Raw genomic sequence first — 20924 nt, 5'->3', positions numbered from 1 at the left:
TCAGGCCGGCTGCAGCGCACTCTCGGCGTCGCGCTTGATCCGCTTCACCATGGAGCGAAGGCCGTTGGCTCGCTGCGGCGTCAGATGCGAATCCAGGCCGAGCGAGCGCAGCGTGTCTTCCGCGTCGGTCGCGATGATCTCGCTGGCACGGCGGTTCGAGAAGAGCGCAAGCAGGATCGCGACCAAGCCGCGCACGATATGCGCGTCCGAATCGCCCTGGAACCGGATGACCGGATCGGAGCCGTCGCCGCGATCCGTCAGCAGCCAGACCTGGCTGACGCAGCCGGCAACCTTGTGCGCGTCGTTGCGGGCATGTTCGGGGAAGGGGGGAAGCGTTTCGCCCAGTTCGATGACATAGCGATAGCGATCTTCCCACTCGTCGAGGAAGGCAAAGTCGTCGCGGATATCCTGGATCGTCGCTGTCATGATTTCGATATAGTGACACTAGAGGGCTGCGTCACGGAAAAAGAAAAACACCGCAGGCCACGAGAGGGCAACCGGCCTGCGGTGGGCCGCCTAGGCGGCGAAGAGAAACTCAGTTGGCGGGCTGTGCGGCAGGGATGCTCGCGGTGGTCGCGGCAGTGTCGGGCTGGCCGAGCTGGCTGTCGAGCAGTTCATAGGCGATCCGCGCGGCTTCGCGCGCCCTGATGCCGACCGTGTGCATTGCAGACTTTCCGATCTCGCAGACTTCGGGCTTGCGCTCGCAGAGGCCGCCGATGTCGCCGAGCGCCTCGCGTGCTGCAAAGAAAGTCTGGAAGGCGCCGACGCTGGGCTGATCGTCGCTCTTTCCACCGAAGTCGAACGGCAACACCAGGAGAACCAGCGAAAACCAAAAAGCCGTCTTGAGGAGAAAACCCATGTCCTTGCCCTCGTCGAATGCGGGTCGCACATCGTTGGCGCGACCTCGTTTGTATGAGCACACTGCCACGGCCACGCAAAGGACCGATTGCACAAGCCAATGGCATTTGCAGCAAATTTTGTTCGAATTTTAATGATCCGCAGGACGGCGGAAGCGGCTCGGATTTGAGGCAATGCGTTAAGCTTTGCCTAACCATGTAAGCTCTTGTTTTCAAATGCACGAGTTTCCGAGCGGACAAAATCCAGGGCCACAATGGCCGCTAGTTAAGACTTCGAACGCGGCTAACGGTCCGTTTACCATGCGAGGAACTGGGTTCGATTTGTGCGCCGGCTCGGCCAATATTTGTGGCCCGGGAGGGGCCTGAACGGCACTGCCTTATCCTTTCTTTAAAGGCTCGATGCGAGGTTCGGAAACAACCAAAAAGCGTCCGTCAAGCGGACCAGTTGCGAGTGTGTTGCGTGAGTTTGTTTGCCACCAGATCCAGCGAAGTATTCGGCGCCGTCGACGCCGGCTGCGACCGCTTGGTGCATCCTTCCGTTCGGGATGAAAGCGCCCGCGCGGCCCAGCGCCGCTTGGTCGGCATCCTGCTTGCGGCTCCCTTCTTCGTATCGGTTTCAATCTCCTTTTATCTGGCGGCCACGCTTGGCGCTGCCATGACCCTTGCGTCGATCTGCGCAACCTTCGGTGCGGCCTGGCTCGCGGTTCTGCTGGTCGCGGCCAGCGGCAAGGAACTGCCGGCGGCGGTGGCTGCTCTGGGTTTCGGCACCGCTTCGATTACTGCGATTGTTGCTGCCGCTGGCGGCCTTGCTTCGCCGATGTCGATGCTCCTGCTCGCGCTGCCGCTGGAAGTTTATTGGCAGAGGCGCAGTTTGCGTGCGGCGCTCTGTGGTGCCGGCGCTGCACTGGCTGTGCTGCCGCTGCAGGCACTGCTTGGTTCGACCGTATTCTCCGCTGCCGCGCCCGTGGCTGGCTGGCACTGGCTGGTGCCGCTTGCCTATGTGGCGACGCTTCTGCCGCGCATCAGCGGGGTGTTCGCAAAGACCTCCCAGGACGAGGAAGGCGACGAGCAGCCTCGGCTTGAGGACCTCATCGACGCCGTCGTGATTCGTATGGCGCCGAATGGCGACATTGCCGACGTCTCTGCGCAGGCACGCGAGACGATGCGCCTGCAGCCGGAGCTTCTGCTCGGCACTGGCCTGTTCGACCGCATCCATGTGTCCGATCGCGTGGCTTACCTGTGCGCTTTGGCCGACCTGCGCGGCGGTGCCGCCCATCGCAAGGTGGAAGTCCGGGTTCGGCTGCCGCGCCAGGAGGACGGCCCGACCGACAACTATCGTCCGTTCCTGATCGAGCTGATGAGCAACGGCAATCGCGCCCCGATCTTCACCGCTCTGCTTCGCGAGAACGAGGAAGTGGCGCAGCTGCGTTCCGATCTCGCCAATGCCGACGACTCGACTGCGGCGCTCGAGATCGCGAAGGGCCGTTTCCTGGCGGCGGTCAGCCACGAACTGCGCACGCCGCTCAATGCCATCATCGGCTTCTCCGACATGCTGCTGCATGAAACCTTTGGCGGCTTCCAGAATCCGCGCCAGAAGGAATACGTCACGCTGGTTCGCGATTCCGGCCATCACCTGCTGGCCGTGGTGAACTCCATTCTTGATGTATCCCGCATCGAGGCAGGCACCTATGCCACCAATCCCGAATCGTTCCGTTTCGCGGATGCGGTGGAGATGTGCCGCTCGATGATGAACCTGCAGGCGGAAGCCAAGACCATCTCGCTGACGACGCAGATTGCGCCGGAGACTAGCGAAATCCATGCGGACCAGCGCGCCGTCCAGCAGATGCTGATCAACCTTGTTTCCAACGCGATCAAGTTCACGCCGAGCGGCGGCCAGGTCAGCGTCGGCGCCAAGCGGTTGGGTTCGTGGCTGCATTTCTGGGTGAGCGACAACGGCATCGGTATTGCTGACCACGATCTTGCGCGGCTGGGCAAGCCGTTCACGCAGGTCCAGAACGACTATACGCGCCAGTTCGAGGGAACTGGGCTTGGTCTTTCGCTAGTGAAGGGTCTCGTGTCGCTGCATGAAGGCACGATGTCGATCGAAAGCGCGTTGGGCGAGGGCACCACAGTGACCATCTGCCTGCCGGTTGGTGGGCCTGCCATCGACGAACCAGTGGAAGAGCGTGGCGCGCTGGTGCCGCTGCGGGCAGCCGGCGAAATGAGAAGGGAAGCGCATGGCTCGCTCCGCAAGGCAGGCTAGGCAGGCCAAGGAGCCTGTCCGCAGGCCCAGCCCCTTGCAGGAGGGCGCGGCAGCCGTAGGCAGCATGATCTCGCGCAACCCGGTCCTGGTGGGCGGCTCCACCGCCTTCATGGTTTCGCTGTTCTACGTCTCGGCCAATGCGCTCTGGTATCAGCCGCACGCGCATACCAGCGCGTTTTTCGCCACACGGGAATTCAGCTGGCCGGCCGACCGCGATGCGACGATCCGGACCGAACCTGAAACGACCATCCAGATCGAGCGGCCGGCGGAGGTTCCCCCTGTTGTCCGACCGAAGAGCGATCCGGTCGTAGAGCAAGTTCAGGGCGTACTGAAGACGTTGAATTTCTACGATGGCACCGTGGATGGGCTGAGCGGCCCCGCCACGTCCCGGGCTATCGAGGCGTATCAGCAGAAGATGGGCCTGAACGCCACGGACCAGATCGATGATCAGCTTCTGAACCAGCTTGGTTTGAAATCGCCCGCAGCCGCTATCCCGCCCGTACCGGCGCCACAACCGCGGCCGGCTCCATCGCAGGCCAGGCCTGCGGCCGCCGTGCAGCCAGAGCCGGCGCAGCAGCAGCCGTCGGCAGCTGCAATCTCCCAACGGATCGCCAAGATCCAGGAAGGGTTGAGGGCCTTCGGCAATGCGGATATCGCCTCCGACGGTGTGGCGGGCGCGCGCACCAAGGCTGCTATCAAGGAATTTCAGTCGCTTTTCGGCCTGCCCCAGACCGGGGAGCCGGATGAGGCCGTCTACGTCAAGATGAAGACGATCGGCCTGACGCACTGAAGCCAGGCGCACTCGTTCGCTTCCCAATGCTTGCTTAGTGCTGTCCTTCACTGGCGATGGCGGCTAAGAGCGGTATCTTTCTGCCGCAGCAACGAGTTGTCCGATCCATGCGCGTGACCACAGACCTTTGGGTATCCGTATTGTTGCGCCGCGTCTTCAGCGACGGCGGCTTCGCGGCCGTGGTCAAGCGGGGCGCGGGCGAGGCAGGGGCAGTGTTCGTGCTTTGCCGAAACCGGTTGGGCGAGGTGTCGCTGTTCGGACCGGCCCCGCAGACGAGCTACGATTCCGCGCGGCCCGACGACCGCTACTTTTCCCAGCTTTATGCCGGCGATGACGCGGAAGCCATCGAGGCGCGTCTGGAAAAGGAAAAACGGTTCGATCGCGACATCTGGGTCGTCGAGATCGAGGCCGGACAGACGCCCATCGGCGAGATGATTTCCGTTATGACGCCTTGAGCTTCTGGCTGTCTTGCGAACGGTTCTGCTGCGAGTTGTTCGCCTGAACTGCGGCCGCGATTGCGTCGGCCTTGCAAGTTCGGATGCGCTCACGCGCAGCCTCGGGATCGAGCGCGCGGTAGCGGAGCAGAAAGAGCCGTATCGCCTCGGCGTGCGCATATCTGCCCGGGAAAAGGGCGGCAGCGATAAGGAAGGCCCGCTCTTCGCTCAGCTCGAGCGAACGCAACGCGGCAAGGAGCAGCGACTGGTCCGTCGTATCGGTGACTGACTTGGCGGTCCGGAAATCAAGGCCGGACACCCCTGCCAGAGCCATCTGGAACAGGCTGGCATTTCCGGTGAGAGCGGTGTCGCGCAGCTTGGTGTATGCCGGCGCCTCCTCGGCGCCGTCAGAGGAGCTTTCCTGCGACGGCAGCATCATCGAGCGCAGGCGCCGACGCGCATTGTCGGCTGAAACGCCGGGCAGTCGTTCGTCTGCAGCCTCGGAAGAACCCGTCTTTGCCGATGTGGCCGCCGACCTCGAATGGCTCAGGGCACGGATCAGATGGGCAATTGCCGGGTTGATATCTGGGCGGCGGGCAATAGCGCGCGCATGGGGCAAGCCGTGGCGACCGATCAGGGTGATGAGGTCGATATCCCGAAGCAGCTTCGAGCGGATGAGCAGGGGGGCGGCAATGTCGACGGTCTCGTTGCTCAGCCGTAGAATGAGCGCGCGGGGCGCGTATTCGCATTCTGAAAGGGCGGCCGAAGCGAAACGGCGTGCGTCCACCGGAACCTGATCGAAAAGCGGCAGTGCGAGGTCTTCGAGCTGAGATATTTCGCGCCGCGTCGGGCGCGTCAGCGAACAAAATGCGGAAACGGCGGCGCGAAACAGCCGCTCGCTCTTTCCTGCTTCGCCTTTCAAGGCAAGACGCCTGAAATCTGAAGATGACACAAGGACCACGCCTGACACAAACGCACACGCTTCCGGACAATGCCTGGCCGGTGATGCCCGGTAAGCCCTCGTCCCGAAATAAAGACAAATTTAGCAATGATTTGTTAGCGCTCCGTTAACTCTCTGCTGGCCTGATGGAGAAGGAGGCGTTGCGTACTTGCTCCGGTCATACCGAGAGGGAAACGCGTGTCATGGGCAGCATATTGTCTTTCGTGCCGCGGAAAGCGGCAAGCCGACCGATAGAGCCGCCGGCCCAGGCGCTGGCATCGATCATCATATTTCCAGGCGTGCGCTACGAGCGTCGAGCCATGATCGAGGCCACCGGCGTCAGCACCATCATCGGACGGCCCGGCGCAGGGCCGAAGAAACCCACGCCGCGCCACTGAGGTGCATGGTGAGACCCCGGGGCACCAGCGCGAGCACTATTGCGGCGCGCAGGTGACGCCTTTGAGAAAATCGGAAACCGACTTCTTCCAGCTGTCGTCGGGAACGAAGCTGCGCACGACCACCATTCCCTGGTTGGCGGTGGACTCGACATAGATGGACTTTTCCAGCCCTTCCGGCATCTCCTTGCGCAAATCGACCAGCTGCGCCGGCGAAAGGACGATGAAGTCTATGTTGCCGTCTGGCAGCGTGTGGTCATTGAAGCTGTAGATATTTTCGCCGGCGCGATTGTAGACCGAAACCGACCAGAACGGCGTATAGCCCTTTGCGCTCACCTGCAGGACGCCGTCCGAGAGGTCGAAGCGGCAGGCGGCTGCGTAGAATAACGGATCGACGGATTTGACGATGGGGCTGCCGCCCGATTCCGCGTCCAGCCTCGTGACTTTGTAGGGGCCTGACGACATGGCCAGCCGGGACCACGCGTCCTGCTCGGTAAACTGCGGCACGAGCAGCAGCACGACGATATGGATGATGCCTGCACCTACGAGCCCGATGAGGATTGCGTGGAGCAGCCTAAGCATCGCACGCCACCTTCACGATATGCGGCAGCTCGACATTCGTGATCCCGGTGCTGCTGGCGATGGTGGTGTCGTAAAGCGTGAGCACGAAGAACATCTTGCCGCCGCCGCTGACTGCAAGCCAGTTGCCCGGAGCGGGATGCCGTCCGACGGAAATGGAAACCGAATTGTCGGGCTGACGCAGCATCTCATAGGAATGAAGCGCAGGGGCACGGCCTTCCGGGCCGGCGATGACGCTCATCGTTTCATCTGCCGCATAAAGCGTCCAGAACCGGGCGGGCGGAACAGTGCCCTCGATCGTGTAGCTGCAGCCTCTTCGAAGCTCCGCGCCGCTCGCGTCGCGCTGGGCGATGAATGAAAGGCCCTCCGCCCGGCCAAGCGCCAGCACGCCTTCGCGCGAAACCTTGGCCTTCGAATAGGGGTCGGCATCCGAGGTGCCGATGTCGGGAAAGGCGGTCCATTCCCCGATCGAGACGGCGCCGATGGCGTCCGGTATCTGCAGCGCATACCACACGCTCGCGGTTCCGCCGCCAATGGCGATGGCAAGGGTCAACGCGACGAGGAACGAGTGCTTGAACATGAGGTGCCGGGATTTTGACCGCCAGTTGGGCATATCGCGCCTTCGGCGGTCAAGGCTAGTCGGGTTATTCGGTGCTTGTGAAACTCGTTGGGTGAGCGGCAATCATATGGTCATAGGCCCGACAGCTTTTCGGGCTCGGGCGGCGCCTCGAGGACAGGGGCGCTCTTGAAGTGTTGGTTCATCTCGAGCAGCACGCGGGTGGTCGCACTCGACATGATCGGCGGCCGCCCCATGTCCACATCGATCGCATCGGCGTTCTTCTGTTCCATCTGGGTGGCTTTTTCCGCGACCCTCGGGTCGACATAGGGGTTCTTTATGCCGGGAATGGGTTTGATGTCGATGTTCTGGTGCGCATAGGTCATCAGACGCTGCCAGACCATTGCCGGCAGGGAGCCGCCCGTCATGTTGCGGGTGGGGGAATAGTCGTCGTTACCGAGCCAGACCGCTGCGGTGTAGTTGCCGGTGAAGCCGACATACCAGGCGTCGCGATAGGACTGGGTGGTTCCGGTCTTGCCTGCCGAGCGGATCGAAGGCAGCGCGGCGCGCCGCGCCGTGCCAGCTTCCGGGTTCTGCACCATGATGGAGTTCATCTCGGATACGGCCTTTTCCGAAAGCACGCGCTTAAACTGCGGGTGATTGTGATCCCAGTCGTAGACGACCTTGCCGGAGTGGGTGATGAGCTGCTGAATGCCGTGGCGCATGCTGCCAAGCCCGCCATTGGCGAACACGCTATAGCCCGTCGCCTGATCCATGACCGTCATGCCCGAGGTGCCCAGCACCATCGTCTTGTGCGAGCTGATCGGGGATTCGACGCCCATGGCCTCCGCCGTGGCCTTGATGGGCGCGGTCGTCAGGTAGTCCTTGGCGAGCCGCACCGGTACGGTGTTGATGGACCTCAGCAGGGCCGTCGTGAGGGTGACGCGGCCCGAATAGCTGCGGCCATAGTTCTTCGGCGACCAGTTGCCCCAGCTGATCGGCCCGTCGGATATTACCGACTCCGGCGTGAAGCCGTGCTCCATGGCGGTCGCATACACATAGGGTTTGAACGACGAGCCAGCCTGACGCAGCGCCTTGGTGGCGCGGTTGAACTGGCTGGCGCCATAGTCGCGGCCGCCGACGATGGCGCGCACCGCCCCATTGGTCTCGATAACCACCGAGGCGCCTTCGCTGACGTGATATTCCTTGCCGTGCTGGCGCAGGTTGAACTCGACGGACTCTTCGGCGGCCTTCTGGATGTTGAGGTCTATGGTGGTGCGAGCCACCAGCGAATGTTCGCCGGTAGTGGCGGCAATCCGCTTCACTTCGTCAAAGGCCCAGTCAAGGAAGTAGTCCGGACTTTTTTGATCGCCGCGGTCGACCACGCTTGCCGGGTGGAGACGCGCAGACAGAACCTGACCTTCGGTCATGAAACCGCTTTGCACGAGGTTGGAGAGCACCACATTTGCACGGGCACGGGCTGCGGGCAGATTTACGTGGGGCGCATATTTCGCCGGCGCCTTGAACAGGCCCGCCAGCATGGCGGACTCGGCGAGGTTGAGGTCCTTGACCGACTTCCCGAAGTAGAAATCCGCAGCCGCTTCGATGCCGAACGCGCCACCGCCCATATAGGCGCGATCGAGGTAGAGCTGCAGTATCTCTTTCTTCGACAGGTTGTGCTCCAGCCAGATCGACAGGTAGGCTTCCTTGATCTTGCGTTCGAAGGTGCGTTCGTTGTTGAGGAAGAGGTTCTTGGCAAGCTGCTGGGTTATGCTCGATCCGCCCTGGACGACGGAGTTGGCTCGGACGTTTTCCGACATGGCGCGGAAAAGGCCGAGGAAATCGATGCCGTAGTGGTCGAAGAAGCGCCGGTCTTCGGTGGCGAGCACGGCCTTGATGAGATAGTCCGGCATTTGGTCGACAGGCACGGAGTCGCGCTGCATGATACCGCGTCGGCCGATCTCGTTGCCGTAGCGGTCGAGGAAGGTGACGGCAAAGTCGTCCTGCTGCCGCCAGTTGCCGACGGTCTCCTCGAAGGCGGGGAGAGCGAGCGCCAGCAGCAGGACCGAGCCTGCCGCGCCCATGGTGAAACCTTCGCTCAGGACCTCGATGACGCCACGCCGCCAGCCGCGGACGCGAAAGCGCCGAAAAAAGATCGTGAGGGATTCCCAGGACTCCCGCGCCTTGAAACTGGCCTCGTAAAGCGACGAATCGATCCAGGCGTCGATTGCCAGGAAAAAGCTGGCACGCGGCGCCTTGGCCTTTCGCTTCGCGGAGGGGTCTTTCATTTCGCCGCCGCCCGTCTGTCTGTTTCGTAATCTCAGAAAAAGCATATGGCAGTTTCCGGACGGTGAATATCGGCTTCTTACCCAATCATATTGGCCCCCGCGGAGGAAAACCAAGGGTTGCCCACAGATCGTGAAAAAATCTCATTCGAATAGGAATAAATTCTTGACACCGTGACGGTGCTTTGGTAGTGTTTTCATATCGTCGGAAAAGTGTGGGCGGCGGGCCGGTGAATGGCCTCGCAATTGGCCACCGGCGAACATCTCCAGAAATCCAGAGAGTTTTCGAATGGTACCATGCGCCAAAGCACGGTGGATGGCTGCGCGCGCTTTATGAGAGCGACCGGCCGTCCCTGGAACAAATCGCCGTTGTCGCAGGGTGGAGGCTCGCGACTGTCCAGTCTCGCGCGGGCCGCGACGCCTGGCAGCGCAGCAATCCGCCAAAGGATCCCGGCGGCCGTGTCGCCAGGGTAATCGACGGGTTGCTTGGGGAAATCGAAGCTCTTGGCTTCGGAAGCGGGGAAGGGGCCACCCGACCGGCTCGACGCGCTGGTCTGGGCGGTGAACGAACTCATACCGGACCGCTCGGCGCGCCCGCGCATTCGCGAATTTCTCTAGACAGGAGAACACATGGCTTGGAAATGGCCTTGGCCTCGCAGCGCGGGGAACGATGCCGTGCGCCCCGAGCGCAAGAGTGGCGGATTGGGTTTCGTGGCGCTGCACGCGCAGGGCGGGCGACTATCAGGTCGACACGCTGTCGCGTCCTGCGCGCCTTCATATCGAACGGCGCCCCGAGCCGCTGAGAAGCATGAACGGCATCGAGATCGATCTTTCCGCCGGCTTCGGCGAGGCGGGGACGGATGTACCGGATCTGCTGAAGCGGGCAGTCACCTTGCTGGTGGCGCATTGGTACGAGTTCCGCGCTGCCTACGGCGCAGCCGACCAGCCGGTTTCCTATCCGGGCGGCTATGACCGCCTGATCGCCGGCTATCGCGACCGGAGGCTTTAATGGCGGAATTCATCGATCCGGGAAAGTTGCGGACGGAACTGGCGCTCGAACGATGCGCCACTCGCTCGGATGGTCTTGGCGGCCAGGTCGAGAACTGGACGGAGATCGCGAACGTGTTCGCGATGATCGAGCCGATCTCGGCGCAAAGCCTTTCCGGCGCCGACCAGACCCGGCAGGCGGTTTCGCATCGCATTACGATGCGCTGGCGCGGTGATGTAGCATCCGGGATGCGGCTGGCAGGCCAGGGGCGCATCTTTGGCATCGTCACCGTTCACGACCCGGATGAGACAGGGCGTTACCTTGTCTGCCGCACATTGGAGAGTGCGCCATGAAAACGTCGATCAGGATGACGCTGGATGGCCTGATGCGTGCCCTGCGCTGGCAGGCGCACGATCTGGCGGAAGAGCTTGAACAACGCTACCGTGCCGAAATGCGGAAGCCTCGCGTGGCTGTTAACGCCGGCAAACGCGTCCGCGAGTTGGGGGAAAGCAATGACCGCGTCGGCCGTTGAGCTGCAGAAAGCCATTTTCTCCGCGCTGGAGGCCGATGCTGCTTTGATCGGGCTTTTGGGAGGCGCGAAGGTGTTCGATCGGGCACCCGACGACCAGCCTTTCCCGTATCTCACCTTCGGCCGCACCAGCGTCTATGACTGGAGCACGGGCACCGAGAAGGGCAGCGAACATCTCTTCACGCTGCACGTGTGGTCGAAGGCGAAGGGCAAGAAGGAAGCGCTGGAGATCATGGAGGCGGCCAAGGCGTGCCTTGATGCCGGTTCCCTGGAACTGAACAGGCACCATCTGGTGAACATGCGGCTCGAATTTGCCGAAGCCAGATATGACGAGGATCTGGCGGTCCATCACGGGCTTCTTCGATACCGCGCGGTGATTGAAGACCTCGTCTGAGCCGTCGGCGTCTTCGCGCCGGGCAATTTACCCCACCAAACAATTCGGGAGACCAGACATGGTCGCACAGAAGGGCAAGGACCTTCTGCTCAAGCTCGATTCCACGGGCTCGGGCAATTTCATTACTGTTGCAGGGCTGCGCTCCAAACGCATCGCCTTCAACAGCGAAACGGTCGATGTGACCGATGCCGACTCCGCCGGTCGCTGGCGGGAACTGCTGGCTGGCAGCGGCGTCCAGCGCGCCTCGATCAGCGGGTCGGGGATCTTCAAGGATCAGCAGTCGGATGCCGCGATCAGGTCCCGGTTCTTTGCCGGCGAGATTTCGAAATGGCAGCTCTCCGTGCCGGATTTCGGCGTGGTTCAGGGCGTCTTCCAGATAACGTCGCTCGAATATACCGGCACCCATGATGGCGAGGTGACTTTCGAGATGGCGCTGGAATCGGCAGGCCCCATCAGCTTCACGGTGGCGCCATGACCGCTAACAAACGGCGCGGCGAAATTGCCGCTGAACTTGATGGCAAGACCTATCGCCTGTGCCTGACGCTGGGCGCGCTTGCCGAGCTGGAGGCAACCTATGCCGCCGACGACCTCGGCGCACTGGTGGAGCGCTTTTCGCGCGGTCGGCTTTGGGCGCTGGACATGATCCGCATTGTCGGTGCGGGTTTGCGCGGCGGCGGCAACGACATCGCCGACGATGAGGTCGGTAGCATGCAGGCGGCCAATGGTGTTGCAGGGTTCACTGCTATCGTGGCCGACCTGTTGACCGCGACCTTCGGCGGAGCGTCGGGGCCGGCCACAAACCCTTGAAAGCCGGGGCAGGCGAGGCGCGCGAATTCCCGTGGGACCAGGTGATGGCCATGGGGTTCGGCCTGCTGCGGCTTTCGCCCAGTACCTTCTGGGCCATGACGCCGCGCGAATTCGAACGCGCCATGAGCGTTTTCACGCGACGAGCGGAGGAGGCGACGCGGCGCGATGACCTGGCTGCGCTGATGCGCATCTTTCCCGACATCCCCGAGAATGAGGAGAGAGCATGGTTGAGGACGTAACGGTCTCGATCAATGCCGACGCGGCGCCTTTCCAGGCCGCGCTGGAAGACCTGGAGAAGATGTCGGATCGCTTTGGCGCGCAACTGACGGGAGCGCTGAAGGGGGCCGCAGTGAGTGGCCGCGAACTAGACGACGTGCTGCACAGGATCGGGCTCAATCTCGCCGGCATGGCGCTGGAGCAGGGACTGAAACCGCTTCGATCACTGACCAGTTCGCTGTTTTCCGGGTTGCTCGGCGGGCTCACCGGCATATTGCCTTTCGCCAAAGGGGGCGTGCCGGGCCATGTGGTGCCATTCGCCGGCGGGGGCGTGGTTTCCGCCCCGAGTTATTTTCCCATGGGCCGCAATCTCGGGCTGATGGGCGAGGCAGGACCGGAGGCGATCATGCCGCTGCAGCGGGGGCCTGATGGCCGGCTGGGTGTTGCCGCTGCAGGTGGCGGCGCGCCGGTGAACGTCGTCTTCAACGTCACCTCGCCGGACGCCGCTTCGTTCCGAAAATCCGAGGCGCAGATCACCGGCATGCTCGCGCGCGCGGTCTCGCGCGGCGCCAGAACTTTTTGAGGAGGCGAATGTCCGAACTTGCCAGTTTTCACGATGTGCGCTTTCCGCTCGCCCTTTCCTTTGGCGCAACCGGCGGGCCGGAGCGGCGTAACGAGATCGTTTCGCTGACCTCGGGGCGCGAAAAGCGCAATGCGCGCTTCTCCCAGTCGCGCCACCATTATGATGCGGGCACAGGCGTCAGGTCGCTTGAAGACCTGCACGACGTGCTCGTCTTTTTCGAGGCGCGGCGCGGATCCCTGCATGCGTTTCGTTTCCGCGATCCGTTCGACATGAAGTCGTGTCGGCCGGAGGATGCGCCAACACCTGCGGACCAACTGCTCGACCATGGCGACGGGACCGCCACGCGCTTCAAACTCGTCAAACGTTACGGCACAGGCGATGACGCCTATTTTCGCCTCATCTCGAAGCCCGTCATCTCGTCGCTGCGGGTGGCGATCGACAATGCCGAGCTCGGGGCAGACGGATTTTCCTTTGACGCGGCGTCCGGCGAAGTGGTTCTTGCCAAGGCGCCGATCAATGGAGCGGCGGTGACTGCGGGCTTCGAATTCGACGTGCCGGTGCGCTTCGACAATGAGCGCCTGTCCATGAGCCTCACGGCCTTCAAGGCGGGGCAGATTCCATCGATCCCTTTGATCGAGGTGCAGCTTTGAGCGTGTATCCGCAGTCCCTGATCGATCATCTCTCCAGCAATGTAACCACCATCTGCCACTGCTGGCGCCTCACCAGATCGGACGGGACGGTTGCCGGCTATACCGATCATGATCGCGCGCTGACGGTTGATGGCATTCGCTTCGAGCCGGAGACGGGTTTTAGCGGCAGCGAGGCGCGCGACACGCTCGGCCTTTCCGTCGATACGGTCGACGTCGAAGGCGCCTTGAGGCCGTTCCATTCGCGGTGAAAACAATAGTCTGAAGAGAGGGTTGCGGGCTGCGGGAATTGCTGCTGATCTGTGTTCATTTCGTGTTCAGCAGTCATCGGTTAATGACGATAATCATGAAGACGCACCGCTCCATTTTCTGGTCTGTTGCTCTGTCGCTATGTGCGTCAGTGCTGATTGCGCCTCGGTTGTCGGCTGCCCCGGCTGCTGACCCTGCCGACGACGATTCGATGGTTGTCGCGTCGGCTGATTGCTACGCGATCGGCCAGCAGGTGGCCGCCCAGAATGGGGGAACGCTTGCCAAGGCGAACTCTTCCACGCAGGGGGGGCAGGAGGTCTGCGTCATCGTGGTGCTGGTGCCGGGCAAGGACGGGCAGCGGCCACGGCGTGCCGAGTTCGTGGTACCCCAGAATTGAGTTTTGGACGCGCAATTTCCCACCCGGCGGAAATCGACCTATTTCTGCCGGCTTTTGCGACAATTTGTGCCGGCTTTTGCGACAACAGGCGAATAGCGCATGCGGATACTGGTTGTTGAAGATGACAAGGAACTGAACCGGCAGCTTTCGGACGCGCTGAGCGACGCAGGCTATGTCGTCGATCGCGCTTACGACGGCGAGGAGGGGCATTTCCTTGGCGACACCGAGCCGTATGATGCCGTCGTTCTCGATATCGGCTTGCCGCAGATGGACGGGATCAGTGTTGTCGAGCGCTGGCGCCGCGATGGCCGAAAGATGCCGGTGCTTATCCTGACCGCCCGTGATCGCTGGAGCGACAAGGTCGCCGGCATCGACGCCGGCGCCGACGACTATGTGACAAAGCCCTATCATATCGAAGAAGTGCTGGCGCGCATGCGCGCACTGATCCGGCGGGCTGCAGGGCATGCTTCGTCCGAGCTGTCGTGCGGCCCGGTGCGTCTCGACACCAAGGCTTCGAAAGCCAATGTTAACGGCGTTCCGCTCAAGCTCACATCGCACGAGTTCCGGCTTCTCGCCTATCTGATGCACCACATGGGCGAGGTCGTGTCGCGGACCGAACTGGTCGAGCATCTCTACGACCAGGATTTCGATCGGGATTCCAACACCATCGAGGTGTTCGTCGGCCGCCTTCGCAAGAAGATGGGCGTCGATATGATCGAGACGGTGCGCGGCATGGGCTACCGGATGCGCGAGCCTGCATCATGAAACCGGTAGTTGCCGAAAGAACGGCCTCCGGGTGTGACAGATGACTTTCGGCCCTCGCTCGCTGACCTTTCGCGTCATCGCCTTTTCGACGATCTGGGCGGTGGTTGCGCTGATCGTCATCTATACGGTGATCGCGACCCTCTATCGCCAGGCGAGTGAACGGGGCTTCGAGAGCCTTCTGTCGGCACATCTGTTCAACCTCATCGGCTCGGTCGGCGTGTCCGAGCCGGGCGTGCTGACCGGTGGCCCCGATCTTGGTGATCTCAGATTTTCGGAGCCAAAATCCGGCTGGTACTGGTCGGTCGAACCCGTTTCGCAGGGCTTGAGCGGCGGGCTTCGCTCCCTGTCGATGACCGAGGCCATACCATCGCCGTCGACGACGGAGGTGCCTTTCAATACCTCCTTCCAGCGAAACTACAGGATGGAAGGTATTGCGGGAGAAGAGATCGAGGTGCTCGAGAACGAGTTCGTTCTCGACGCCAAGAACCGGATCGCGCGTTTTCGGGTGATGGGCAATCGCAGCGAGTTAGAGCACGAGATCGGCATCTTCGACCGGCGACTGCTAACTTACCTGTCGCTCTTCGGCTTCGGCATGATTGCTATCAATGCGATCGCGATCCTCATGGGCTTGCGCCCGCTCAGCCGGGTCCGGGCAGCGCTGGCGATGGTCCGTGAAGGCAGCGCCCAGCGCCTGGACGGCAAATTCCCGGCCGAGATCGAGCCGCTTGCCAACGAAACCAACGCCCTGATCGATAATAATCGGCGCATCGTCGAACGTTCGCGCACGCAGGTCGGCAATCTGGCTCATTCGCTGAAGACGCCTCTGGCCGTGCTTCTCAACGAGGGCAGGGCGCTTGGGGGCGTCAAGGGCAAGCTGATTGTCGATCAGGCCGAAGCCATGCAAAGCCAGGTCGAACACTACCTGCAGCGCGCGCGTGTCGCCGCACAACGCGACAGCGTGGTCTATCGCACGCCAGTGGTGCCGGTCCTTCAGCGCATGGTGCGGGTGATGACGAAGCTCGGCCCGGACACCCAGCTCTCGCTTGCTCTGCCGACTTCCGAAATCGTGTTCGGCGGCGAACGCGAGGACCTAGAGGAAGTGGTCGGCAATCTGCTCGAAAATGCAATGAAGTGGGCGAAGGCCGAGGTGCGGGTTTCAGTTGAGACTGCCCCGAACAGCGGCACGGCTGGCGAGTTTTCTATCGCCATCGAAGATGACGGGCCCGGCATTCCCGAGGAGAAGGCACGCGACGCGCTAAAGCGCGGGAAGAGGCTCGACGAGACAAAGCCCGGCACGGGGCTCGGATTGGCGATCGTCGCCGATCTTATCAAGGAATATGGCGGGCAATTAATGTTGGAACGATCGGCCTTGGGCGGGCTTAAAGCGATTGTTCAACTTCGTAGTGTGCAGTAAAATGGTAATAGCTTTGCAGGGCGGATTTTCAGCGGCCGAATTTCGGTCCAGTATTGACCCAAATGCGACTCCCAAGTCTTTGATCGTTGAAGGAATTTTTGAATTGATGGCAGGCAGGAGAATTGGCGCGGCGCTGGTTGTCGGATTGTTTGCCGTTTCAGGGTGCACAACGACCGGCTTGAGCAGCAGTACGGGCTCCGCTTGGGGCGGTATTGCCGGCGGTCAGGCGTCTTCCGGCCGAGCCAGGGTGACGTCAACGATCATCGCCGCGATGGATGGCGGCCTTATAGGTGGCTCCATTGGATCGAGCTTGGACGACAGCGAGCGGCGCAGCGCGCTTGAGGCGGAGTACAGGGCCCTCGAATACACCCAGAGCGGCCAGCCGGTCGCCTGGCAGGGCCAGCAGCAGGGACGTTCCGGCCAGGTGGTCGCCGCGCAGCCGTATCGAGTCGGTTCCCAGGACTGCCGTCAGTATACGCAGACCGTGTTCGTTGCCGGCCAGTCGCGAACTGCGCGCGGCACGGCTTGCCGCAATCCCGATGGCAGCTGGACGCCTCTGACCTGATTTTGGTCTTGTGGAGCGCCTGGAATAGCCGGACGAAAGCCGTCAATCCGCCGCAGGTCGCGTATGTTGGCACACCTATTCGCTGAGGCTATTAAGGGGCATGGTTTTTTGGTTCATTGCCGCTTTGCTGACGCTGGCGGCCAGCCTTGCGGTCCTGATGCCGCTGGCCGGCCGCTCGAAGAATGATTCGAGCGGCGGCGCGCACGACCTCGAAGTCTATCGCGACCAGCTCGCCGAGCTTGACCGCGATGCCGCGCGCGGCCTGATCCAGCCGACGGACGCGGAACAGGCGCGTGCCGAGATCGCAAGGCGCATCATTCGCCTGGGCAGTGACGACAAGCAGCAGCGGATTTTTACAAGCTCTGTTTCCGTCGCGCGCTCGTTGGGTGTTGCTGCAGTGTTGGCGGTGCCCCTGATCAGCTGGGGCCTCTACAGCATTCTTGGTTCTCCGGACATTCCGTCCCAGCCTTTGCGGGAACGGCTTGCGCAAAATCCGGCGGACAGTTCCGTCGATGAGCTAATCGCGCGCGCCGAGGCCCATCTTGCAGGCAACCCACAGGACGGTCGCGGCTGGGACGTGCTGGCGCCGGTCTATCTGCGGATAGGGCGCTACGATCAGGCGGTAACGGCCTATCGCAACGCGATCAGACTTCAAGGCTCGACGGCCGACAGAGAGGCCGGTCTCGGCGAAGCAATCACTGATGCTGCGGATGGAATGGTTTCCGCAGAAGCCCAGCAGGCATTTGAGCGCGCGCTGAGGCTGGAAAAGGATCAGCCGAAGTCCCGCTTCTATCTGGCCACCGCTCTTGTGCAGGATGGCAAGATACAGGAGGCCGCGAGCGCCTGGGAGGCGATGCTGGCAAGTCTGCCTGCGGATTCCCCGTGGCGCAGCCCGACTGAAGCGGCGCTCGCCGAGACCCAAAAGCGCATGACCGGCGCCCCAGTTGCAAAGGCTGCGCCCGGCCCGTCGAAACAGGATATGGAAGCTGCCGCTTCGATGTCGCCGGAAGACCGCAAGGCGATGATCGAGACGATGGTTGCCAAACTGGATGAAAAGCTCCGCCAAAACCCGCATGACGTAGAGGGCTGGCAGCGGCTTTTGCGGTCCTACCTCGTGCTCGGCAAGAATGACGAGGCCCATGCCGCGTTGAAACGCGGGATCGAGGCTCTTGGCGCGACCACCGAAGACGGCAAGAAATTCGCCGAATTTGCGGCCACTCTTGGCCTGTCGGCGACGGAGTAATACGCATGACGCGCAAGCGGAAGAGGCTGTCCATCATCGGCGTCGGCGCGGCCTTCCTGATCGCGGCGACCGCGCTGACTTTCTATGCGCTTGGGCAGAAGGCGTCTTACTTTTTCATGCCTGCCGATCTCCAGACCGCGACGCTGCAGCCCGGCCAGCGAATTCGCCTCGGCGGGCTCGTGGAAAAGGGTTCCATCGTGCGTGGGCAGGGAACGCAGGTCAGCTTCGGCGTGACAGATCACGAGAAGTCCGTGAAGGTGACCTACAACGGCATTTTGCCGGACCTCTTCCGCGAGGATCAGGGCGTCATCACCGAGGGCAGCTTCGGCCCGGATGGCGTGTTCATTGCCGACAGCGTGCTGGCCAAGCACGATGAGAACTACATGCCCAAGGAAGTCGCCGAAGGCCTGAAGGCCAAGGGCGTCTGGCAGGAGAACTGAGTGAAGGAAAGCCAGCACCTCCATGGTTGAAATCGGTCATTTCGCACTCGTTCTCGCCTTCGCGCTTTCGTTGGTGCAGTCGCTGGTGCCGCTATTTGGTGCGCGCAGCGGTAATGAGAGGCTGATGGCGGTCGGCGGTCCGGTCGCAGTGACCGGATTCGGGCTGACGGCGCTGTCCTTCTTGGCTCTCGCCTCGGCCTACCTGCAGTCCGATTTCTCGGTCGTGAATGTGTGGGAAAATTCCCATTCGCTGCAGCCGATGCTCTATAAGTTCACCGGAACCTGGGGCAACCATGAAGGCTCCATGCTCCTCTGGGTGCTGATCCTGACCTTCTTCGGGGCGCTCGTTGCGGCGTTCGGGGCGAACCTGCCGGCGACGCTGCGCGCCAATGTGCTGGCCGTCCAGGGGTGGATCGGAGCGGCCTTCTTTCTGTTTATCCTGACCACGTCCAATCCCTTCACGCGTCTCATCCCGGCCCCGATCGAGGGGCGCGACCTCAATCCCGTCCTTCAGGACGTCGGCCTCGCCATCCATCCGCCGCTTCTCTATCTCGGCTATGTCGGCTTCTCGGTCTGCTTCTCCTTTGCGGTCGCAGCGCTCATCGATGGAAAGATCGATGCCGCTTGGGCCCGCTGGGTGCGCCCATGGACGCTTGCGGCCTGGGTCTTCCTGACCGGTGGCATCGCGATGGGCTCCTACTGGGCTTATTACGAGCTCGGCTGGGGCGGCTTCTGGTTCTGGGACCCGGTCGAAAACGCTTCCTTCATGCCGTGGCTCGCCGGCACGGCACTGCTGCATTCGGCCATCGTGATGGAAAAGCGCTCGGCCCTGAAGATCTGGACGCTGTTGCTTGCGATCCTGACCTTCTCGCTTTCGCTGCTTGGCACCTTCCTTGTTCGCTCGGGCGTTTTGACATCGGTTCATGCCTTTGCCACCGATCCGAGCCGAGGCATCTTCATCCTGTGCATTTTGACGCTTTTCATCGGCGGGTCGCTGGCATTGTTTGCGCTACGCGCCGGCAGCCTAACGGCGGGCGGCATTTTCCAGCCTATTTCGCGTGAAGGTTCTCTGGTCCTAAACAACCTGTTCCTGACCACCGCCGCGGCCACCGTTCTGATAGGCACTCTCTATCCGCTGCTTCTCGAGGCGACGACTGGAGATAAGATCTCCGTCGGCGCTCCGTTCTTCAACCTCACCTTCGGCGCCCTGATGGTGCCTGTTCTGCTGCTAATACCCTTTGGTCCGCTGCTCGCGTGGAAGCGCGGCGACATCTTTGCTGCCGCGCAGCGGCTCATGGTAGCTTTTGGCGGTGCGCTTCTGGCGGTTCTGGTGACGGTGCTGTTCATCGACAAGGCGGCGGTTTTCACCGCACTTGGCATCGGGATCGCAGTCTGGTTGGTTCTCGGCGCGCTGACTGATCTGGCTTTGAAGTCAGGCATTGGCAATGTGCCGCTGAAGACGGCGATCAGCCGTTTCGTCGGGCTGCCCGGGTCGGTATTCGGAACTGCGATTGCCCATCTCGGGCTGGGCCTTACCCTGCTTGGTATCGTCAGCGCGGTTTCTTTCGAATCCGAGCGGATTCTGACTATGCACCCGGGCGATACCACTGAAGTTGCCGGCCGTGTGGTTCGCTTTGACGGGCTGCACCCGTTCCAGGGACCGAATTTCACCGAGGACCGCGGACGCTTCGTCCTAGTCGGACCTGATGGCAAGGACAAGCTTGAAGTCATATCATCTAAGCGCTTCTATCCGGCTCGCCGCATGCCCACGACGGAAGCTGGCATCAAGACGATGGGCTTCAGCCAGCTCTACGTCTCACTGGGTGACGAGCAGACCGATGGGGCTGTGGTGGTCCGCATGTGGTGGAAGCCGCTGGTGACGCTCATTTGGCTCGGCGGCCTGGTTATGATGGTTGGCGGCACGGTGTCGTTGACGGATCGGCGACTGCGCGTCGGCGCGCCGGCCCGCCGTTCTGCCCGCCCGGCCGACAAGGCAAGGCCGGTAACGACATGAGACGGTTCCCCCGCATAGCCGTTGCGGCCCTACTTTGCGCGCTGACCTTCAGCGGCGCGGCCTATGCCGTTCAGCCCGACGAGATGCTGCAGGATCCGGCACTGGAAGCGCGCGCGCGCCTGCTGTCGGAAGAACTGCGCTGCATGGTCTGCCAGAACCAGTCGATCGACCAATCCGATGCGGATCTGGCGCGCGATCTGCGCGTGTTGGTGCGCGAGCGTCTCAAGGCAGGTGACACCAACGACCAGGTGCTGGATTATATCGTGTCCCGCTATGGTGAGTTCGTGCTACTGAAGCCGCGCTTCAGCCTGCGCAATGCCTTCTTGTGGGGCGCGCCGCTGGCGCTGCTTCTTTGCGGTGGCGTGGCGGTGCTTTACGCCGTTCGTTCGCGGCGTAGTGTCGAGGTTGCCGAGCTCTCCGAGCAAGAAAAGAAGGCGCTCGACAAAATCCTGCGCAAGGACCAGTAGTCGCTCCAGGCCGAAACATTACGAAAGTTTCATCCGGCGGAAAGAGCGCCGTAATGTAGTTCCTCCTATCACTCTTGCGAGTGGATGCGTTCGTGTCCCCGTTCAAG

Annotated in this window: 28 protein-coding genes; 22 read left to right on the top strand and 6 right to left on the bottom strand. The window is 62.1% G+C overall.

What is annotated here, in order from left to right; genetic code table 11:
* Window positions 1-426: a SufE family protein gene (locus M2281_RS03290; protein WP_280819666.1), complete on the bottom strand. Its 426-nt coding sequence runs from the start codon at window positions 424-426 to the stop codon at window positions 1-3.
* A gap of 109 nt (window positions 427-535) precedes the next feature.
* Entirely contained in the window at window positions 536-859 is a 324-nt protein-coding gene (locus M2281_RS03285) for a DUF5330 domain-containing protein (protein WP_280819665.1), read from the bottom strand.
* Between the two features lie 464 nt (window positions 860-1323).
* Here M2281_RS03285 and M2281_RS03280 point away from each other — a divergent pair, with 464 nt between their 5' ends.
* The 3 genes from M2281_RS03280 to M2281_RS03270 all read left to right on the top strand — a co-directional run bounded on the left by M2281_RS03280 (window position 1324) and on the right by M2281_RS03270 (window position 4365).
* Window positions 1324-3120, top strand: coding sequence for a sensor histidine kinase (locus tag M2281_RS03280; protein WP_280821095.1), 1797 nt, complete (start codon window positions 1324-1326; stop codon window positions 3118-3120).
* Complete coding sequence (locus M2281_RS03275) at window positions 3095-3910, top strand: peptidoglycan-binding domain-containing protein (protein WP_280819664.1); 816 nt, start codon at window positions 3095-3097, stop codon at window positions 3908-3910. The genes M2281_RS03280 and M2281_RS03275 overlap by 26 nt, the downstream gene beginning before the upstream one ends.
* A gap of 107 nt (window positions 3911-4017) precedes the next feature.
* On the top strand, window positions 4018-4365 hold the full coding sequence (locus M2281_RS03270) for a DUF1491 family protein (protein WP_280819662.1): 348 nt from the start codon (window positions 4018-4020) through the stop codon (window positions 4363-4365).
* On the opposite strand, the gene M2281_RS03265 is transcribed toward M2281_RS03270, so the two are convergent.
* On the bottom strand, window positions 4352-5266 hold the full coding sequence (locus M2281_RS03265) for a hypothetical protein (RefSeq protein WP_280819660.1): 915 nt from the start codon (window positions 5264-5266) through the stop codon (window positions 4352-4354). The genes M2281_RS03270 and M2281_RS03265 overlap by 14 nt on opposite strands.
* A 221-nt stretch (window positions 5267-5487) precedes the next feature.
* Between M2281_RS03265 and M2281_RS03260 the strand changes: the two genes are divergently transcribed.
* Complete coding sequence (locus M2281_RS03260) at window positions 5488-5682, top strand: hypothetical protein (protein WP_280819659.1); 195 nt, start codon at window positions 5488-5490, stop codon at window positions 5680-5682.
* Window positions 5683-5718: 36 nt separating this feature from the next.
* Here the strand turns inward: M2281_RS03260 and M2281_RS03255 are convergent, their stop codons facing one another.
* The 3 genes from M2281_RS03255 to M2281_RS03245 form a co-directional block, all read right to left on the bottom strand.
* The gene (locus tag M2281_RS03255; RefSeq protein ID WP_280819657.1) at window positions 5719-6261 is read right to left on the bottom strand and encodes a DUF1254 domain-containing protein; all 543 of its coding nucleotides are present in this window, start codon (window positions 6259-6261) and stop codon (window positions 5719-5721) included.
* Window positions 6254-6838 (bottom strand): DUF1214 domain-containing protein, encoded by a 585-nt coding sequence (locus M2281_RS03250; RefSeq protein WP_280819656.1) that lies wholly within the window; start codon window positions 6836-6838, stop codon window positions 6254-6256. Before M2281_RS03250 ends, M2281_RS03255 begins: the two co-directional genes overlap by 8 nt.
* Before the next feature lie 110 nt (window positions 6839-6948).
* A complete protein-coding gene (locus M2281_RS03245; RefSeq protein ID WP_280819654.1) occupies window positions 6949-9102 on the bottom strand; it encodes a transglycosylase domain-containing protein in 2154 nt (717 codons plus the stop codon).
* Window positions 9103-9793: 691 nt separating this feature from the next.
* On the opposite strand from M2281_RS03245, the gene M2281_RS03240 reads away from it, so the two are divergent.
* The 18 genes from M2281_RS03240 (at window position 9794) to M2281_RS03155 (ending at window position 20817) form a co-directional block, all read left to right on the top strand.
* Window positions 9794-10108: a head-tail connector protein gene (locus M2281_RS03240; RefSeq protein ID WP_280819653.1), complete on the top strand. Its 315-nt coding sequence runs from the start codon at window positions 9794-9796 to the stop codon at window positions 10106-10108.
* The gene (locus M2281_RS03235) at window positions 10108-10440 is read left to right on the top strand and encodes a phage head closure protein (protein ID WP_280819651.1); all 333 of its coding nucleotides are present in this window, start codon (window positions 10108-10110) and stop codon (window positions 10438-10440) included. The genes M2281_RS03240 and M2281_RS03235 overlap by 1 nt, the downstream gene beginning before the upstream one ends.
* Complete coding sequence (locus M2281_RS03230; protein WP_280819650.1) at window positions 10437-10619, top strand: hypothetical protein; 183 nt, start codon at window positions 10437-10439, stop codon at window positions 10617-10619. Before M2281_RS03235 ends, M2281_RS03230 begins: the two co-directional genes overlap by 4 nt.
* The gene (locus M2281_RS03225; RefSeq protein WP_280819649.1) at window positions 10600-11010 is read left to right on the top strand and encodes a DUF3168 domain-containing protein; all 411 of its coding nucleotides are present in this window, start codon (window positions 10600-10602) and stop codon (window positions 11008-11010) included. Before M2281_RS03230 ends, M2281_RS03225 begins: the two co-directional genes overlap by 20 nt.
* Window positions 11011-11068: 58 nt before the next feature.
* Entirely contained in the window at window positions 11069-11485 is a 417-nt protein-coding gene (locus M2281_RS03220; RefSeq protein WP_280819648.1) for a phage major tail protein, TP901-1 family, read from the top strand.
* A complete protein-coding gene (locus M2281_RS03215) occupies window positions 11482-11817 on the top strand; it encodes a gene transfer agent family protein (protein WP_280819647.1) in 336 nt (111 codons plus the stop codon). Before M2281_RS03220 ends, M2281_RS03215 begins: the two co-directional genes overlap by 4 nt.
* Window positions 11814-12056 carry a phage tail assembly chaperone gene (locus M2281_RS03210; protein ID WP_280819646.1) on the top strand — a complete coding sequence of 81 codons (243 nt, stop codon included), beginning with the start codon at window positions 11814-11816 and terminating at the stop codon, window positions 12054-12056. Before M2281_RS03215 ends, M2281_RS03210 begins: the two co-directional genes overlap by 4 nt.
* Entirely contained in the window at window positions 12041-12616 is a 576-nt protein-coding gene (locus tag M2281_RS03205) for a phage tail tape measure protein (RefSeq protein WP_280819645.1), read from the top strand. Before M2281_RS03210 ends, M2281_RS03205 begins: the two co-directional genes overlap by 16 nt.
* Before the next feature lie 8 nt (window positions 12617-12624).
* Window positions 12625-13266 carry a DUF2460 domain-containing protein gene (locus tag M2281_RS03200; protein ID WP_280819644.1) on the top strand — a complete coding sequence of 214 codons (642 nt, stop codon included), beginning with the start codon at window positions 12625-12627 and terminating at the stop codon, window positions 13264-13266.
* Window positions 13267-13268: 2 nt separating this feature from the next.
* On the top strand, window positions 13269-13514 hold the full coding sequence (locus M2281_RS03195; protein WP_280819643.1) for a baseplate hub protein: 246 nt from the start codon (window positions 13269-13271) through the stop codon (window positions 13512-13514).
* 95 nt (window positions 13515-13609) lie between these two features.
* Window positions 13610-13909, top strand: coding sequence for a hypothetical protein (locus tag M2281_RS03190; protein WP_280819642.1), 300 nt, complete (start codon window positions 13610-13612; stop codon window positions 13907-13909).
* Between the two features lie 99 nt (window positions 13910-14008).
* Window positions 14009-14674, top strand: a complete 666-nt coding sequence (locus M2281_RS03185) for a response regulator transcription factor (RefSeq protein ID WP_280819641.1) — start codon at window positions 14009-14011, stop codon at window positions 14672-14674.
* A gap of 40 nt (window positions 14675-14714) precedes the next feature.
* Window positions 14715-16088, top strand: a complete 1374-nt coding sequence (locus M2281_RS03180; protein WP_280819640.1) for an ATP-binding protein — start codon at window positions 14715-14717, stop codon at window positions 16086-16088.
* Window positions 16063-16653: a hypothetical protein gene (locus M2281_RS03175; protein WP_280819639.1), complete on the top strand. Its 591-nt coding sequence runs from the start codon at window positions 16063-16065 to the stop codon at window positions 16651-16653. The genes M2281_RS03180 and M2281_RS03175 overlap by 26 nt, the downstream gene beginning before the upstream one ends.
* 100 nt (window positions 16654-16753) lie before the next feature.
* Window positions 16754-17896 carry a c-type cytochrome biogenesis protein CcmI gene (gene ccmI / locus M2281_RS03170; RefSeq protein ID WP_280819638.1) on the top strand — a complete coding sequence of 381 codons (1143 nt, stop codon included), beginning with the start codon at window positions 16754-16756 and terminating at the stop codon, window positions 17894-17896.
* A 5-nt stretch (window positions 17897-17901) separates the two neighbouring features.
* Window positions 17902-18336, top strand: coding sequence for a cytochrome c maturation protein CcmE (gene ccmE / locus M2281_RS03165; RefSeq protein ID WP_280819637.1), 435 nt, complete (start codon window positions 17902-17904; stop codon window positions 18334-18336).
* Window positions 18337-18358: 22 nt separating this feature from the next.
* A complete protein-coding gene (locus M2281_RS03160; RefSeq protein WP_280819636.1) occupies window positions 18359-20350 on the top strand; it encodes a heme lyase CcmF/NrfE family subunit in 1992 nt (663 codons plus the stop codon).
* Window positions 20347-20817 carry a cytochrome c-type biogenesis protein gene (locus tag M2281_RS03155; RefSeq protein WP_280819635.1) on the top strand — a complete coding sequence of 157 codons (471 nt, stop codon included), beginning with the start codon at window positions 20347-20349 and terminating at the stop codon, window positions 20815-20817. Before M2281_RS03160 ends, M2281_RS03155 begins: the two co-directional genes overlap by 4 nt.
* Window positions 20818-20924 lie beyond the last annotated feature (107 nt).

The sequence above is a fragment of the Pseudaminobacter soli (ex Li et al. 2025) genome (genome assembly GCF_029892515.1).
GTDB classification, from domain to species: Bacteria; Pseudomonadota; Alphaproteobacteria; order Rhizobiales; family Rhizobiaceae; genus Pseudaminobacter; species Pseudaminobacter soli_A.
The sequence above is the reverse complement of the archived record's forward strand: the minus strand, read 5'-3'. Positions and strand labels throughout refer to the sequence as shown.